This is a genomic window from Methylosinus sp. PW1, assembly GCF_000745215.1.
Taxonomy (GTDB): Bacteria; Pseudomonadota; Alphaproteobacteria; order Rhizobiales; family Beijerinckiaceae; genus Methylosinus.
Genome location: NZ_JQNK01000009.1, coordinates 1 through 15453 on the forward strand (window position 1 = coordinate 1; position 15453 = coordinate 15453).

At 64.7% G+C, this 15453-nt stretch carries 17 protein-coding genes, 1 tRNA gene and 5 pseudogenes; 10 read left to right on the forward strand and 13 right to left on the reverse strand.

Annotated elements, in window-relative coordinates; translation table 11 throughout:
* Window positions 1–118: 118 nt before the first annotated feature.
* Window positions 119–340: a hypothetical protein gene (locus K369_RS09320; protein WP_018265144.1), complete on the reverse strand. Its 222-nt coding sequence runs from the start codon at window positions 338–340 to the stop codon at window positions 119–121.
* A gap of 72 nt (window positions 341–412) precedes the next feature.
* Window positions 413–1593: pseudogene (locus K369_RS09325) on the reverse strand (deoxyguanosinetriphosphate triphosphohydrolase).
* A gap of 134 nt (window positions 1594–1727) precedes the next feature.
* On the opposite strand from K369_RS09325, the pseudogene erpA reads away from it, so the two are divergent.
* The 3 genes and pseudogenes from erpA to K369_RS09340 all read left to right on the forward strand — a co-directional run bounded on the left by erpA (window position 1728) and on the right by K369_RS09340 (window position 3171).
* Window positions 1728–2070: pseudogene (erpA, locus tag K369_RS09330) on the forward strand (iron-sulfur cluster insertion protein ErpA).
* 39 nt (window positions 2071–2109) lie between these two features.
* A pseudogene (locus K369_RS09335) lies at window positions 2110–3005 on the forward strand (PfkB family carbohydrate kinase).
* Between the two features lie 90 nt (window positions 3006–3095).
* Window positions 3096–3171 (forward strand) — tRNA-Asn (locus K369_RS09340).
* A gap of 122 nt (window positions 3172–3293) precedes the next feature.
* Here the strand turns inward: K369_RS09340 and K369_RS09345 are convergent.
* From K369_RS09345 to K369_RS27660, 3 genes are all read right to left on the reverse strand, one after another.
* Window positions 3294–3503 (reverse strand): hypothetical protein, encoded by a 210-nt coding sequence (locus tag K369_RS09345; protein WP_036297023.1) that lies wholly within the window; start codon window positions 3501–3503, stop codon window positions 3294–3296.
* A 293-nt stretch (window positions 3504–3796) separates the two neighbouring features.
* Complete coding sequence (locus tag K369_RS24615; RefSeq protein ID WP_245278278.1) at window positions 3797–4450, reverse strand: IS5 family transposase; 654 nt, start codon at window positions 4448–4450, stop codon at window positions 3797–3799.
* Complete coding sequence (locus K369_RS27660; RefSeq protein WP_051949184.1) at window positions 4357–4758, reverse strand: transposase; 402 nt, start codon at window positions 4756–4758, stop codon at window positions 4357–4359. The genes K369_RS24615 and K369_RS27660 overlap by 94 nt, the downstream gene beginning before the upstream one ends.
* A gap of 205 nt (window positions 4759–4963) precedes the next feature.
* Between K369_RS27660 and K369_RS09355 the strand changes: the two genes are divergently transcribed.
* Complete coding sequence (locus tag K369_RS09355; RefSeq protein WP_018265136.1) at window positions 4964–5290, forward strand: polyhydroxyalkanoic acid system family protein; 327 nt, start codon at window positions 4964–4966, stop codon at window positions 5288–5290.
* A 4-nt stretch (window positions 5291–5294) separates the two neighbouring features.
* Here K369_RS09355 and K369_RS09360 read toward each other — a convergent pair whose 3' ends face one another.
* On the reverse strand, window positions 5295–5594 hold the full coding sequence (locus K369_RS09360; protein ID WP_036294700.1) for a DUF1153 domain-containing protein: 300 nt from the start codon (window positions 5592–5594) through the stop codon (window positions 5295–5297).
* A gap of 214 nt (window positions 5595–5808) precedes the next feature.
* Between K369_RS09360 and K369_RS09365 the strand changes: the two genes are divergently transcribed.
* Window positions 5809–6174, forward strand: a complete 366-nt coding sequence (locus K369_RS09365; RefSeq protein WP_036290550.1) for a hypothetical protein — start codon at window positions 5809–5811, stop codon at window positions 6172–6174.
* Here the strand turns inward: K369_RS09365 and K369_RS09370 are convergent.
* From K369_RS09370 to K369_RS09385, 3 genes and pseudogenes are all read right to left on the reverse strand, one after another.
* The gene (locus K369_RS09370; RefSeq protein WP_371033322.1) at window positions 6168–6467 is read right to left on the reverse strand and encodes a response regulator; all 300 of its coding nucleotides are present in this window, start codon (window positions 6465–6467) and stop codon (window positions 6168–6170) included. The two genes, K369_RS09365 and K369_RS09370, sit on opposite strands and share 7 nt — an antisense overlap.
* A 3-nt stretch (window positions 6468–6470) precedes the next feature.
* A pseudogene (locus tag K369_RS28240) lies at window positions 6471–7588 on the reverse strand (ISAs1 family transposase).
* Between the two features lie 35 nt (window positions 7589–7623).
* A complete protein-coding gene (locus K369_RS09385; protein ID WP_245278155.1) occupies window positions 7624–7872 on the reverse strand; it encodes a hypothetical protein in 249 nt (82 codons plus the stop codon).
* 121 nt (window positions 7873–7993) lie between these two features.
* On the opposite strand from K369_RS09385, the gene K369_RS09390 reads away from it, so the two are divergent.
* Together K369_RS09390 and K369_RS09395 are read left to right on the forward strand one after the other, a co-directional pair.
* Window positions 7994–9109, forward strand: coding sequence for a PAS domain S-box protein (locus K369_RS09390; protein ID WP_036290552.1), 1116 nt, complete (start codon window positions 7994–7996; stop codon window positions 9107–9109).
* Between the two features lie 29 nt (window positions 9110–9138).
* Window positions 9139–9846 (forward strand): glutathione binding-like protein, encoded by a 708-nt coding sequence (locus tag K369_RS09395; RefSeq protein WP_036290554.1) that lies wholly within the window; start codon window positions 9139–9141, stop codon window positions 9844–9846.
* Between the two features lie 6 nt (window positions 9847–9852).
* Here K369_RS09395 and K369_RS27950 read toward each other — a convergent pair whose 3' ends face one another.
* From K369_RS27950 to K369_RS09405, 3 genes and pseudogenes are all read right to left on the reverse strand, one after another.
* Window positions 9853–9987 (reverse strand): hypothetical protein, encoded by a 135-nt coding sequence (locus K369_RS27950; RefSeq protein ID WP_256377840.1) that lies wholly within the window; start codon window positions 9985–9987, stop codon window positions 9853–9855.
* Between the two features lie 110 nt (window positions 9988–10097).
* Window positions 10098–12199, reverse strand: a pseudogene (recG, locus tag K369_RS09400) (ATP-dependent DNA helicase RecG).
* Between the two features lie 48 nt (window positions 12200–12247).
* Entirely contained in the window at window positions 12248–13021 is a 774-nt protein-coding gene (locus tag K369_RS09405; RefSeq protein WP_036290557.1) for an SDR family oxidoreductase, read from the reverse strand.
* Window positions 13022–13411: 390 nt separating this feature from the next.
* Between K369_RS09405 and K369_RS09410 the strand changes: the two genes are divergently transcribed.
* Window positions 13412–14095 (forward strand): outer membrane protein, encoded by a 684-nt coding sequence (locus K369_RS09410; protein ID WP_245278156.1) that lies wholly within the window; start codon window positions 13412–13414, stop codon window positions 14093–14095.
* A 60-nt stretch (window positions 14096–14155) separates the two neighbouring features.
* Here K369_RS09410 and K369_RS27130 read toward each other — a convergent pair whose 3' ends face one another.
* A complete protein-coding gene (locus K369_RS27130) occupies window positions 14156–14299 on the reverse strand; it encodes a hypothetical protein (protein WP_018265126.1) in 144 nt (47 codons plus the stop codon).
* Between the two features lie 276 nt (window positions 14300–14575).
* Here K369_RS27130 and K369_RS09415 point away from each other — a divergent pair, with 276 nt between their 5' ends.
* The gene (locus K369_RS09415; protein ID WP_084570618.1) at window positions 14576–14941 is read left to right on the forward strand and encodes a hypothetical protein; all 366 of its coding nucleotides are present in this window, start codon (window positions 14576–14578) and stop codon (window positions 14939–14941) included.
* A gap of 117 nt (window positions 14942–15058) precedes the next feature.
* On the forward strand, window positions 15059–15448 hold the full coding sequence (locus K369_RS09420) for a hypothetical protein (protein WP_036290562.1): 390 nt from the start codon (window positions 15059–15061) through the stop codon (window positions 15446–15448).
* The last annotated feature ends 5 nt before the right edge of the window (window positions 15449–15453 follow it).

Genomic DNA, 15453 nt, shown 5'->3' on the forward strand with positions numbered 1-15453 from the left:
TTAGCAGAATGGGGAGCGGAACGCATCCTTCCCGACAGCCGCGGCCGATCGGGTTGCAAGCCTGAAGGCTCGCGGTCCGACCGCTGCCCTTGGACCGCGAGCCTTCAGGCTCGCCCTTTCACTCGTCTATGCTCCAGCTCGCGACCTCCCGCCCGTCGCCGTCCAATATGCGGAAGCCATGCGGTAGCGGCTTATGCTTGCGCTGGACGATCACATTCGAGAACAGTGATTTGGCGTGAGTGACGGCCTTGCGCACGTCGCTGATGTCGGTGTTCATCCGATCGATGACCTGCGCGGTCATTCCCTCTGGAGCGACGCCGACGAATTCGATGACGAGCATGGGAGCCTCCCGGGTCAGAACCAGCAGGTCGGGCGCGCAAGGGGCTCCGTCAAGGCGCGCTGTGGTCCGCCCTCAGCCCAGCGACATCTTTTCCCCGAACAGCTTGCGATATTCGCCGAGCGCATAGCGGTCGGTCATTCCGGCGATGTAATCGGCCACATGGCGGGCGCGGGAGGCGCCCTCCTCGGCGCGGGCGAGCTCGGCCCATTCCGGCGGCATTTGCGCCGGATCGTCGAAATAGACCGGGAAAAGCCGCGAGATCACCTGCTCGGCGCGATCCCAGACGCCCGACTTTCTCGTGCCGATACATTTTGGGGAAGAGAAAGGCCTTGATCGAGCGGTCCGCCTCGGCCATGGGCGGCGAGAAGGCGATCGTCGCCACGCCGGCGCGACGGACATCCTCCACGCTTTTCGCTCCGACGAGGCGCAGGCTTCTCCGATTGGATGATGGCGTCCTCGACGAAGCGGGTGATGACCCGCCGGCCGAGCTCGTGAATGACGCGCGAACGCTCCAGCGCGCCATAGACGGCGCGAATCTCGTCCAGCATCACGCCGATGAAGGGGACGGCCTCGATATCCTCGAGCGAGAACAGGCCGGCGCGCAACCCATCGTCTATGTCATGGGCGTCATAGGCGATATCGTCGGCGAGCGCGGCCGCCTGCGCCTCCGGCCCGGCGAATGTGTCCAGCTCGAGCGGAAACAGCGCGTCGAACTCCGCCACATAAGGAGCGAGCGCGCGATGCGAGCGCGGCCGCGCAAAGGTCCATTGTGCTTGACGAGGCCTTCCAGCGTCTCGAAGGTGAGGTCCAGCCCGTCATAGCGGGCGTAGCGGCGCTCGAGCAAAGTGACGACGCGCAGAGCCTGGGCGTTATGGTCGAAGCCGCCATAGGCCTCCATGCATCGCTGCAGCGCATGCTCCCGGCATGGCCGAAGGGCGTATGGCCGAGGTCATGGGCGAGCGCCACCGCCTCGGCGAGGTCCTCGTCCAGCGCCAGAGCGCGGGCGAGCGCGCGGGCGATCTGCCCCACCTCTATCGTATGGGTCAGCCGCGTGCGGAAATGGTCGCGTCCAGCGGCACGAAGACCTGCGTCTTATGCGCGAGGCGGCGAAAGGCCGTCGAATGGATGATACGGTCGCGGTCGCGCTGGAACTCGCTGCGCGTCGGCGAGGCCGATTCGGGAAAGAGGCGCCCGCGCGACGCCGAAGGGTCGCTGGCGTGAGGGGCGCGGCCACGGACGCCGGGATCTTCGATCGCCAATCGTCTCTCCTGTCATTGCAAGGTCACGCGGGCGGCCATATTTTCGCTTCGCATATCCCGCCCGCCCCGGGGAGCGCAAGCGACGAGGCCGGCGAGACAAAAGCCAAAAAAGAGGAAGGCGCGCCCAAATGACCGATACGGCGACGATTGCGAAGATCGAGATGAGCGAGCGCGCGGCCGAGCGCATTCACGCCATTCTCGCCGGCGAGGCCGAAGCCAAGGCGCTGCGGCTTTCGGTCGACGGCGGGGCTGCTCTGGCCTGCAATACGCCTATACGGTCGAGACCGAGCCCAAGGCCGACGATATCGTCGTCGAGCGCGACGGGGCGCGGCTCGTCGTCGATTCGATCTCCGCCGCCTATATCGCCGGCGCGCGCGTCGATTATGTCGAGGATCTGATGGGCCAGTCGTTCCGCGTCGAGAATCCCAACGCAACGCTTCCTGCGGCTGCGGCTCCAGCTTCTCGGTCTGACCGCCGCCCTCCTCCGCCTCCTCCTGTCGGAGTCCTCGCTTGCAGTCTCTATTTATCGGCCATTCCTATATCGACGTGACCATGCGCACGCAGGTCATGCCCAAGGGCGACGAGAAGGATGTGGCGGAGGATTACGCCGTCTCCTTCGGCGGCAACGCCGTGACCGCCGCCTTCGCCTGCTCCAAGCTGATCGGCGACGGCGTCGATCTGCTGACGCAGCTCGCGCCCGACTGGCTCGGCCATATGTTCATGGACATGGCCGCGACCTATGGGGTGCGCGTGCATCCGCGCCGGGTGCGCGCTCCTCGCTCTCCTTCGTGCTGCCCAAGGACGGCAAGCGCGCGATTCTGCGCGCCCGCGACAATAATTTCCTCGAGGACTTCCCGCGTCTCGATCTGACCGGGGTGCGCGCCCTGCACAGCGACGGACATATCGCCGACGCGCTCTCCATTACGCGCGCGGCCTGCCGCGAATCGGGCGCGCTGACCTCGCTGGACGGCGGCGCGCTGCGGCCGGGAATCACCGATCTGCTCGAATTCATCGACGTCGCCATCGTCGCCGAGCGGCTCTGCGAGCAGATGACGCTCTCGGAGGCCGACATGCTGGCCTTTTTGAAGAGCAAGGGCTGCCGCATCGGCGGCGTCACCAATGGCGAGCGCGGAATGCTCTGGTACGACGAGAATGGCGAGGTGCAACGCCTGCCCTCTCTCCCCGTGCCGGCGGAGCGCATCGTCGATACGTCCGGCGCAGGCGATGTGTTCCACGGCGCCTATATGGCGTCCTATCTCCAGCGGCCGGAAGCGCCCTGGCGCGAGCACTTCCGCTTCGCGCGCGCGGCCTCCGGCTACAAGATTCAGCACCTCGGCAATGAGGCGGGCCTGCCGTCGCAGAATGACATAGTAGCGACACTCGCGCTTTTTCCCCCTGCCGATTGAATGGCTTGTGGGAAGCGCGAAAGAAATCGAGAAAGGCGGAGAACAGGGCTTGGCAAGAGTGCTTAGAGCTTGCTATATGCCCGGCACCGTTCCCCGATAGCTCAGCCGGTAGAGCAAGCGACTGTTAATCGCTGGGTCGCAGGTTCGAGTCCTGCTCGGGGAGCCAGCCGTATCTTTCCTCTCGATGCCGACTTTGATTCTGCCGAAACATCCGTCGGCGGATGCCCTACTCGGACATGCCTTCTTCCGCCGCCAGCTCTCCACGACGAGAGCTCGGCGCCTCGGTCTTCAGAAATCGTCTATGTCCGAGAGCACCGCGTGAACTTGGCCCATAATGGCCGAGAGCATATAAAGCGCCGCATGTTGCGGATTGCCGTGACACGCCTTGGCGGCTACGATGATAACCGACGATATATTGACCGACATTGCGAGAAGAATGTCGTCCACCGTCTGCCTTTCCCGCTCGACTTCAATAAAGTCCTTGATATCACGGAACATGACAGCGTCTAGCTCCTCACATATCTCGGATATATTTCCACTTATATTTATAATCATACTGGCCTCCAGCTTGGATTTTTTAGTTCTGCAGCTCATTGCTGCTGCAATAATTTAGATTCGAAATCTATTTGAGCGCTTCGCAGAATAGCCGAGGTCTCGGCGTTTACGGTTTTTCGGCCGCAATCGACGGGCTTTGATGCGCCCGCGCGCCATCTGGCGCAATGCTCTGCGCCGTCAGCCGGTCATTTTTCGCATCCCTATCCGGTTCGAGACACACCTCTCCCCTCGCGGCGTCATGCCGCCGCTTCGAGAACCCGCGCCCGCTTCATGTTCATCGCCATGACGACGAACTGAAGATGACAATTGTTGCGCGCGAGGCTGCGGTAGCGTACTCGCGCCATCCCATACCAGTTCTTCATCGTCGCGTTGGCGCGCTCGACGCCGACGCGAACGCTCGACGCCGTCTTGTTGAACCATCTCTGCCAGTCCGGCTGTCGCGCTCCGCGCTTCGCCTTATAGGCGATCTTGTCGTCGATCTTCTTGTCGTTCAACGCCTTGCGTAGCGCTGCGCTATCATATGCCTTGTCGCCGTAATAGGCCTCTTCATCGCCCTGGATCATCGCCTCGCCGCGCTGGCTGTCGTGCAGATCGGCGCTCGTCATCTCCGCTTGGCGCACGATGCCGCTTTCTTCGTCGACCGCCAGATGCGCCTTGTAGCCGAAGTAGGTCTCGCCGTTCTTCTTGGTGAAGCTCGCGTCCGGGTCGCGCGGATTGACCTGCCCCTCGTCGTGGGGCGGCGGCTTCACGGCGGCCGCGATGATAGTGGCGTCGACCAGCGTGCCGCGCTTCACGATCAGCCCGCGCGCGTCGAGTTGTCGATTGACCTCGGCAAGTAGTTTCTCGTCGAGGCCGAGCTTGGCGAGCCGCTGACGAAACCGCCGATCGATGAATGGTCCGGCGTCTCCTCGTCCAGCGGAACCCCGCAAAAGCGCCGAAACGACAGGCGATCGCGCACAGCCTCCTCGGCGGCGGGGTCGGACAGCCCATACCACTGCTGCAACAGCACGATCTTGAACATGGTCAGTGGCGGATAGGCCGGCGCGCCGTCGCTCGAAGAATGCAGCGGACGCAAAATAACGTCGAACGCGCTCCACTCGAACGTCTTGGCGATATCTTCCAGAAACCCACCAGGACGAGAATAGGCTTTCACGAATGCGTCGGCGAGCGAAGGTTGGCTGAAGTTGCGGCGTGACATCGGTGACTCACATCCCTCGGACGCCCCAGAGAATCACGGGTTCGCCGGTTTTGCAAAGCGCTCCTATTTCATTACAATTAGATTCAACGATCGCTTTATAATGGCCTACGCTGTCCTTATGAAATGATTCGGCGCGTGGCCGCCGAGGTCGTCCCCTGTGAAATCCGTCTCTCTCCGCCTAGATTGGCGGCACGGGAGCCTCGCAATGCAAAAATCCATCGTCATCACCGTGAGCCACGATCTCGGCGTCGAGACCGCGAGAGCGCGCGTCGCCGCTGGGCTCGAGCAGCTGCGGCGGGACTATGTGGACAAGCTCGCCCATTCAGAGGTCGTCTGGACCGGGAACGCCGCCGATCTGAAGGTCGGGGCCTTCGGCCATAATATGCAGGCGCGCATAGACGTGCTCGCCGATTCGCTGCGCATAGAGGTCTGGCTACCCTGGCTGCTGGCCGCTCTGGCGGGGCCGATTCAGACCGCGCTCGCCCATCGCGCCGGCGAGGCGCTGCGGATCGAGCACAAGCCGCAGGGCTGACGGCTCAGCGCTTGCCCGCGGCGAGGCGCGCCGCGCGGCGGCGATAATATTGCAGGCGAGTCGTGCGCAAGCTGTCGACGCCATGGCGGTCGATGCAGCTCGCCCAGGCCTCGAACTCGTCCCGCGTCAGCGAATAGCGCCGGCAGACATCGTCCAGCGAGACGACGCCGCTGCGCACCGCGGCCACCACTTCGGCCTTGCGGCGCACCACCCAGCGCGTCGTGGGCGGCGGCAGACAGGCGTAGGCGATTCGATTCGCGGCCTCGTCGCCGGGGCCGAACGTCGTCGGATCAAGCGTCATCATGGCGCCGCTCCACAAAGAAGCTTTCGCATCACAATCGCGAAAAACGACCCGCCGCCTCGAGCGGCGAGATTTGTGACATTTCCAGCAAAGGCTGAAGAAAGTGTTGCCGCGCGCGCGAGCGCGAGAGACGAGCTTAACCACATCCGCTCGCGCCGCCGGCCAGCGGCCGCGCCATGGTCTAGACTAGGCTTCCATTCGCAATCGGAGGCGTCCCATGTCGAAAGCCCTGCTCGTCGCATCGATCGTCTTCGCAGGCGTCGCAGTCGCGGCCTCGGCGCACGCGGAGCCATTCGCGCGGGAGCGCCAGCGCGAAGGCGGCGCGGGGCCTTCGCGCGCGCAGGCCGCCGAGCAGCGACGCGATCTGTGGGAAGCGCGCGAGCAGGCCTATGAGCAGCGCCGGCGTCAGCGCGAGCGTCAGAGACACGCCCCTCCCCCCGGCCAGAACGCCGGCGGCCCTGCGCCCTACGGCTATGGCGCGCCCTACGGCGGCGGCTACTACGGAGATTACGTCAATCCGTCGCCCCGCCAGGCGCCGCCGCCCTCGCCGCGCGGGCTTCACGACGGCCTCTGGTATTACTGACGCGTCGCCGGCTCGCCGCGCCGCTCCAGCGCCGAGCTCACGATCTCCAGCGCGATGGCGAGCAGCGCCTCTGCGTCATTGGGCTTGACGAAGACCTTGTCGGCGCCTGCCCGCATCGCCTCCTCGTGGATCGACGGCGCCGTGGAGGTCGTCAGCACGAAAACCGGAAGCTCCTTCAGCAGCAGTGAGCGGCGCAGCGACTTCAAGAACTTCACGCCGTCGAGCCGCGGCATGTTGAGGTCCAGCACCAGCACATCCGGAAGCTTGTCCGTGATCTCCTCAGGGCTGTGCAGTTCTTAACGAGCCCCTGCCATTTCGAGGGCAGCTCGGATATTGAGAGCGGCGCGCCATCTGGCGTTCTTGATGTTGTCGCAACCATCGGCGCGCAGGAGATTATAGGCGAAGGAGCGGAGCCGCGCGACGATGTCCGGGTTCTTGCGAATGCGCGAAGCGTCCTCCGCGAACGCCACGTCGCGCACATAGTGGCTGCCGTTCTCGATGCGCCAATGGCCTCTGATCCATTCGTTCCAACGCTCGGGCGTCGGGCCGGTCGCCGAGGACACCCAATAGACGGTCTCGATCGTCTGCTTCAAAAGACCGGTCGCCGGATCGCGGCGGTAGATTGTGCGCTCCAGCCGCAGCACGGTCTTTATGAGCGGCTCCCACGCCGTATGGCGGAACCACGCCTTCGCTGGAAAGACAGAAAGCTTTCGCGTCTCCCAGCGGTTGCGGCCTTTCGACTGGCTCGTCGCAGAGCCGCTCGGCTTGCGGCCCGCCGCGCCGAGTTCGAGCCGGCGACGCAGGCCCGGTTGATTGTCCTTCACCTGCGTCAGCAGGTGATTGCCGGACGCGATCACGCGTTCGAACAGTTTTTTTGGCAGTGTTCTGCGTCGAGCGTGAACAGGCAGCGCTTCAATCCCAGCGCTTCGATCAGCTCCGGAGCGGTGGGAATCTCATTGCTCTTTTCGGCGACCATCACATGCGCGAGCACGATCCGATCGGCGTGTCGCAGCGCCGACATCATGTGCGCGGCCTTCCGGTCGCTGAACGCATCGAAGCTGCCGCGCAGAGTCTTCCCGTCGACGGCGATCGCCGTCAGCCCCTGCACGGCGGGCGGCGCCGGCATGCTCGCGGCATGACGTCGAAACGCCGCCTCCAACGCTGCCGGATCGACGCCTTGCAGGATCAGCCGCAGACCGGTGTAGGATGGCGTGTAGGGCAGCTTCAGGCCGAAGGCGTCGTTCAATCGCAGACGATGCGCGCGAATGAACTCATGCATCTGCCGATAAGAATTGGCGCCGCCGACCATGGCGATGATCGCGTAGAGCAGCACCGTCGAAAGATCGAACCGCTTGCCTTCTCGGCGACGATGATCCGGAATGTCCCGCAAAATCTCCAGAAGCGACACCTGCATGCGACAACCTCCGATTCGGGTTGTCGCCTATAGATTCACACATCCGTCGCGACGGGAATCGCCCGTCCGCTATAAAGTATAGAGAACTGAACGGCCCTGGTGATCTCCTCGCGCGAGACGAGAAAGATAGCGTCCAGCCCATTGTCGACCTGCTCGCATTCTATGTCGCGCTCCAGCAAGGAGCGCACGGAATCGAGGGCTCGCCTGAACAGAAAGACGTCGTCCTGATCGTCCTCGATGATCAATACGCGGCAGGCCCGATTCTTCGTCTCGACAGCGGACATCACAATCCCCATCTTCTCGACTTGCGCTCGTTTCTCAGACGCTGTCTCCTATCAGATAGGATGCGGTCGCCCCGCGCGCAGCAACGAGCGCTGACAGATGCGCGCGACGAGGGGTGCGAGGATGAGCTTCGACAGCATAGGCGACGATCATTTTCGCCTCGCGGTAGAGTCGGCGCCTGCCGCCATGATCGTCAGCAGCGCCGATGGACTCATTCAATTCGTCAACGCGGAGACCGAGCGTATGTTCGGTTATCGTAGCGACGAACTGGTTGGAAAGTCCATCGATATTCTCGTCCCCGCGCGCATGCGGGCGGCGCATTCCTCCTTGCGCCAGAGCTTCCTCGCGCATCCGAGCAAGCGCCCGATGGGCGCCGGACGCGATCTGAAGGCGACGCGGCGCGACGGCAGCGAGTTTCCGGTCGAGATCGGGCTGACGCCGATCGAGAGCGAGAGCGGCGCGATCGTGCTGGCGACCGTGCTCGACATCACCGCGCGGCGCGAGGCAGAGAATGCGCTGTCGCAGCGCGCGGCGGAGCTGGAGCGCGCCAATGAGCGTCTGGCGCAATTCGCCTATGTCGCCTCGCATGATCTGCAGGAGCCGCTGCGCAAGATCGCCGCATTCGCGGATATTCTCGAGCAGGCGATCTCCAGCGCCAATGAGAACGACATGAGCTACGCCAATAGCGTGATGCGCTCCTCGGCGCTGCGCGCGCGCGAGCTGGTCGACGATCTCCTCACCTATTCGCGCGCGATCAACGATGCGCAGAATGTGCAGGAGCTCGATCTGCGCGATGAGCTGGACCTCGCGGTCGATGACCTCTCCGAGGCGATCGCGGAGAGCGGCGCGCGCCTGCGCATAGACGCGCCGCATGTCGCCTTTCGCGCCGACCGCTCGCAATTCGCGCGGCTGACGCATAATATCGTCTCCAACGCGCTCAAATATCGCAAGCCGGATTGCGCGCCGGAGATCGTCATCCGGGCGACGCAGAACGAGCGCGAGATCGTCGTCGCCTTCGCCGACAATGGCATCGGCTTCGAGAGCAAATATGCGCAGCTCGTCTTCGAGCCGTTCAAGCGGCTGCATCCGAAAGGCAAATATCCCGGCACCGGCATAGGCCTCGCGATCTGCAAATCCATCGCCGATCGTCATGGCTGGCGGCTGTCGGTGACATCGCAGCCGGGACAAGGATCGACTTTCTATGTCACGATTCCTTTGGGACGTGCGAATAGCGAGTAGCAAGTCCTCGCATGACACGGAGACCTCATATGATCGACCTCCATTTTTGGCCCACGCCCAATGGCCACAAGATCACGATCTTTCTCGAGGAGGCGGGGCTCGCCTATAAAATCGTCCCCGTCGACATTTCGAAGGGCGAGCAATTTTTCCCCGCCTTTCTCGCCATCGCGCCGAACAACCGCATGCCGGCCATCGTCGACCATGCGCCGGCCGACGGCGGCGCCGCGGTCTCGCTGTTCGAATCTGGCGCGATCCTCGTCTATCTCGCCGAGAAGACGGGGCGCTTTCTGCCGAGCGATCTGCGCGGCCGCGCGCGCGTGCTCGAATGGCTGTTCTGGCAGGTCGGCGGGCTCGGCCCCATGGCCGGCCAGAACCATCATTTCCGCAATTACGCGCCGGAGAAGATTCCTTACGCGATCGATCGCTATGTGAACGAGACCAATCGTCTCTACGGCGTGCTGGACAAGCGCCTCGCGGGACGAGACTACATCGCCGATGACTATTCCATCGCCGATATGGCCGCCTATCCCTGGATCGTCCCATATGAGCGGCAGGGACAAAATCTCGACGATTTTCCCAATGTGCGGCGCTGGCTCGAGACGATGCGCGCGCGGCCGGCGGTCGAGCGCGCCTATGCGAAAGGCGAGATCCTCTCCCGCCCGCGCGACGGCTTCACGGAAGAGGAGCGCAAGATTCTCTTCGGCCAGACGGCCGCGAGCCTGCGCGGCGCCGGCTGAGCGCGCTCACTCCCCCTGCTTCTGGCGGCGCTTCTTGTTCCGCCAGGAGGCGAAGAAAACGACGGCGAGAAAGACGTTTATGCCGAGGACCCATTTGTCGCTCCACGACAATTGGCTCCAGATCGTGTGCAGATAGGACAACTCGCTCTCCCTTTGCGGGCGCTCGCCGCCCGCTTATTTTCATTTTCGCCGCGCCGCGGCTCGGGTCTGGAATTTACGCGCAATGGCGCGCCCGATAAAGGCCCCGGCGATCATCCCGCCCGCAGCAGCTTCACCGCCTCGTCGCGCTCAAAGAGATAGAGCAGAACCCTCAGCGCCTCGCCCCGCGGGCCGGAGAGGTCCGGGTCGCGGCGCAGGGTCAGCTCGGCGTCGTCGCGCGCTATGGCCAGCAGCCGCGCATGGGCCGAGAGATCGGCCAGGCGGAAGCCCGGCAGACCGGATTGCCGCGCGCCGAGAATTTCTCCTTCCCCGCGCAGGCGCAAATCCTCCTCCGCTATGCGGAAGCCGTCCTCGGTCTGGCGCAGCATGACGAGCCGCGCCTTGGCCGTCTCGCCGAGCGGGCCTTTGTAGAGCAGCAAGCAGGAGGATTTGCCGGAGCCGCGCCCGACGCGCCCGCGCAGCTGATGCAATTGCGCGAGGCCGAAGCGTTCGGCGTGCTCGATCACCATGACCGTCGCCTCCGGCACGTCGACGCCGACCTCTATGACAGTGGTGGCGACGAGTATGCGCGTTTCGCCCTGCTTGAACGCCTCCATTGCGGCGTCGCGCTCGGGCGCTTTCATGCGGCCGTGAACGAGGCCGACGATCTCGCCGAAAATACGCGTCAGATCCTCGTGACGATCCTGCGCGGCGGCGAGATCGAGGTCTTCGTTCTCCTCCACCAGCGGGCACACCCAATAGACGCGCGCGCCGGAAGCGAGAGCGCGGCGCACGCCCTCCACCACATCGCCGATGCGCGACACCGGCAGCGCGCGCGTGTCGATGGGCGAGCGGCCGGCGGCTTCTCGTCGAGAATGGAGCTGTCCATATCGCCGAAATAGGTGAGCGCCAGCGAGCGCGGAATCGGCGTCGCCGTCATCACCAGAACATCGACGCTCTCGCCCTTGGCGCCGAGCGCCAGACGCTGCTGCACGCCGAAGCGATGCTGCTCATCGACGACGGCGAGGCCGAGATCGGCGAAGGCGAGCTCGCTCTGCACCAGAGCGTGCGTGCCGATGACGATATCGACGCTTCCGGTCGCAATGGTCTCGTAGAGACGCGCGCGCTCGGAGGGCTTGGCTCTTCCCGTGAGCAGGCAGAGGCGCAGGCCCGCCGCTTCGGCGAGCGGCAGCAGGCGCTCATAATGCTGGCGCGCGAGAATTTCCGTCGGCGCCATCAATGCCGCCTGCCGGCCGCATTCGACGACGCTCGCCATCGCCAGCAGCGCGACAATGGTCTTGCCGGCGCCGACATCGCCCTGCAGCAGCCGCAACATGCGCCGCGAGGACGCCAAATCCTCGCGTATCTCGACGAGCGCACGCTGCTGCGCGCCGGTGAGCGCATAGGGTAGCGCGCCTTCTATGAGGCGCGTGATGCGTCCGTCGCCGGCGTTCTCGCGGCCCGGCTCGCGCCGCATCTTCGAGCGGATGAGCCGAAGCGCCAATTGCTGCGACAGCAGCTCGTCCAGCGCGAGGCGCTGGCGCGCCTTGCTGGCCGGCTCTATGTCGGCCGGCGATTTGGGGTTTTGCGCGGCAGCGAGCGCCGTCGCGAAATCGGGAAGGCCGTTGGCCTCGAGCACCGAGGCGTCCTGCCACTCCGGCAGCTTTGGCAGGCGCTCCAGCGCTCCGGCGACGGCGCGCTGCACGAAGCGCTCTTGCAGCCCCTCCGTGAGGCCGTGCACGGCCTCCGCCGGCGGCAGCTTGGCGAGGCCCGCCTCGTCCAGCACGCGATCGGGATGCACGATCTGCCGGCGCCCGTCATAGAGCTCGATCTTGCCGGAGACCCAGCGCGTCGCGCCTATGGGCAGGCTGCGCTCGATCCAATCGGCGTTGGAGAGGAAGAAGACCAGCTCGGCGTCGCCGGTGTCGTCCTCGACATGGACTTTGAACGGCGCCTTGGCGTAGCGCCCCTGCGGCTTGCGATGCTCGGTGACGCGCACCTTCAGCACGACCACGCGATCCGTCGGCGCTTCGGCGATGGCGGGGCGCAGGCTGCGGTCGACGAGATTGATCGGCAAATGAAACAGCACGTCGACGAGACGCGTCTCCTTGCCCGGCCGAGCGAGCAGCCGGTCGAAATGCTTGGCCGTCTTGGGGCCTATGCCCGGAAGGGCGGCGGCGCGGCCGAACAGCGGATCGAGGATCGAGGGACGCATTCGCGCCTTTTCCCCTATCGCGGACGCTTTGTCATGCCCGTCGATGCGCTAATCCGGCAGCACGTCGGGCGTTTCCCAGGCGAGATGCTGGCCGCCGTCCACGGCGATCATCTGCCCGGTGACGCTGCGCGCCTCGGCGAGAAACACCACGGCGTCGACAACGCCGGACACATCCGCCGGACGGCGCAGCGGCACGCCACGCGCTTCCGTCTCGAAGCCCTTCTGACCATGCACGGCGTTGGGAAACACCGGCCCCGGCCCCACGGCGTTGACGCGAATGCGCGGCGCGAAAGCCTGCGCCATGGTGCGTGTCGCCGTCCACAGAGCGGACTTCGCCAGCGTATAGGTGAAGTAGCGCGGCGTCAGCCGAAACACGCGCTGATCGACGATATTGACGATCGCCCCTTCCGCCTCCTCCGGCAATTGCGCGGCCATGTCGCGCGCCAGCAGCAGCGGCGCGCGCAGATCGACCGCGAATTGCCGATCGAAGACCTCGACCGAGAAATCCTGCGCGGCGTCGAGCTCGAACACCGAGGCGTTGTTGACGAGCAGCGTCACCGGCCCGAAAGCGCGCGCGGCGAGCCCCATCAGCGCCTCTGTCTCGCGCGCGTCGGAGAGATCGGCGCCGACCACGGCCGCGCGGCCGCCCTTTGCGCGGATCGCCTCCGCGGCGAGCTCCGCCTCCTCTATGGAGCGATGCGAGGCGTGCAGCACCACCGGACGGCCGCCATGCGCCAGCCGTCCGGCGATCGCCAAGCCGATGCGCCGCGCCGCGCCCGTCACCAGAACCGGCCCCGAACCGCCTGCGCCGCCAGCGCTCATCGCCCGAATCCCCATCTTGCCGCCGTACAAGGCAATTCTCACGCCGCGCCGACGCGGTCAATGCGCCGCCGAGACGTAACCACGGACGATTTTACGAATTATTAGGCAATCTCAACGCCACTATGCGATGTGATGATCAAAATAAAATGGATAATGGCCAGAACGGCTCGGTTAATTCTAAATATAACATGGTTTCGACACAATCAATACATTCCAGCGCGCCGTGGTTTTGCTTCGCCGTGAGCGCGGGCTCGGGCGCGGAAAGGTTCCGTTAACGTGAACGATTTTAATTCGACTGAGCTCTGGCTGGGCCTTGCCCCTCGCCTGCGCCGAGTTTTGTGACCGCGAGCCGAAGGCCCTTGAAGGCGCGCGAATGTGGAGTCGAGTTCGATGAGACCTATGCTGCTTCCCGCGCTGCTGGCGCCCGCCCTGCTCTGCGCCGGCGCCTCCGCCCTCGCCGCCGATCTGCCGCGGCGCTCGGCTCCCGCCGCCGATTATTACAGCCCGCCGCCGGCATTCACCTGGCAGGGCTTTTATATCGGCATCAACGGCGGCTATGCGCTGGGCGCGTTCCAGAACGGCAGCAGCAATCTGCTCGGCCAGCCCAACGGGTGGGTCGTGGGCGGCACGGCCGGCTATAATCTCACCTTCGCGCCCAACTTCCTCGTCGGCGTCGAAGGCGACTTCGATTTCAACAGCTCGAAGGACGGACGCTCGCCTTTCGCCGGCGTCTCCGGCAATGGCTCCGTCGACAACACGCTCACCATTCGCGCGCGCGCCGGCGTCACTGTCGATCGCGCTCTGCTGTTCGTCACCGGCGGCTTCGCCGGCAGCAACACGACGGCGAGCGTGAACAACGCCTTCCAGGGCTTCTACGGCCAGCAGTCGAAGTTCCTCGCCGGCTGGGCGCTCGGCGCCGGCATCGAATTCGGCGTCGCGCCCAATCTCTCCGCCAAGGCCGAATATCTCTTCACCTCCGTCGGCGGAGATCGCTATTTCGATTTCTCGGCCAACGCGCTGCAGACGAATATCGACACGTCGACGATCCGCGGCGGCCTCAATTATCACTTCTAGTCAATGCAAATGGCCGATCCCGCCGAAAGACGGGGTCGGCTCGGTCACGCTTTCGACTCTTCAATGCGCGTGCGGCTTGCTCAAGGCGCGCGCGCTCGCTTTGAAAAGCAGATAGCCGACGATCGACACGGCGACGACGGCGATCACCACGGCTTCGGCGAGCAAAGCGAAAACGATCGGATCATTGGCTCCGTAAGTGGACATTGCCGATTCCTCCAGTCGCCTGTGCGATAATTCGAGACGCCAGGCTTGCATGAGAGATTAAGCGTTCGCAGCGACGCGCGACGAGCGCGCGCGTGGCCGCAGCGTCAATCGACCGCAGCCGCAAAACCATGAAAATCTCAGACAAAACGCGACGAATTTGATTTTCGTCAAAAGGCGTCGAAACGAAGAAACACGCTCGCCGCTGCGGATCGGCGACATAGGTTCAACCGCGTTCGCGCATATTCGTTCCAAGCGCAGACGAAGGAGAACCGCATCATGAGCACAGTCGTCAGATTATCGATCGTCGGCGCCGCGGCGCTCGTCATCGGCATGCTCGGCGTCGACGCCGCCGTCGCCAAGGAGAAGCGCTGTCGGCAAGTTTGCGAGGAAAGAACCGAATACGAGCCGCCGAAATACGAGCAGCCGACTTGCGAGCACAGAACGAGCTATGTGCGCCGCATCGTCGAGCGCCGGACGGTCTATGTGGCCCAGCCCGAGGTGGTGGCGACGCCAGTGATCGCCTACCCCGCCTATTCCTATGGCTATGCCTACCCGTACGGCTACAGCGGCTACGGAGGAGGCTACGGCGCCGGCTATGGGCTCGTTGGCGCGAGCTTCGGTGGCTGGGGCTGGGGCTGGTAGGTTTGGCGGAGCCGCGGCGCGACCCGAATCGTCGCGCCGCGAGCGAGGCAGAGCGCGTTTGACAATGTCGAGGCCACACCTGATAGTTCAAGCGGGGAATTTTTCAGGCTGGCGAAGATGATCGACGAACATAGTGGCGAATTGCATGGCGCGTCCTCTGCAGAGGAATTGCCGAAACTTTCCCGCCGTGGCCTGCTAGCAGGGCTCCTCGCGCTGCCGATCGCCGCGCTCGAGGCCGCTCCCGCCAATGCGCAATATATCGGCTTCGGCCCCTTCCGGCTGCATCTCGGGCCGACGGGCGGCGGCTATGGAGGCGGCTACGGCGGCGGTTATCGTCCGCCGCGCAGGCCGGCGCGCCCTGTCCGCCATCAGAGCGGAGGGGGCGGCGGCGCCGCCCGTCACGCCTCGCGGCGCGGACATCGTGGGGGCGGCGGAGGCGGCGGCGGCGATAATGGCGGCGGAACGTCGACCAAAGGCGCGACCGGGCTCGGCAAGGCGGATTATTGATCCGC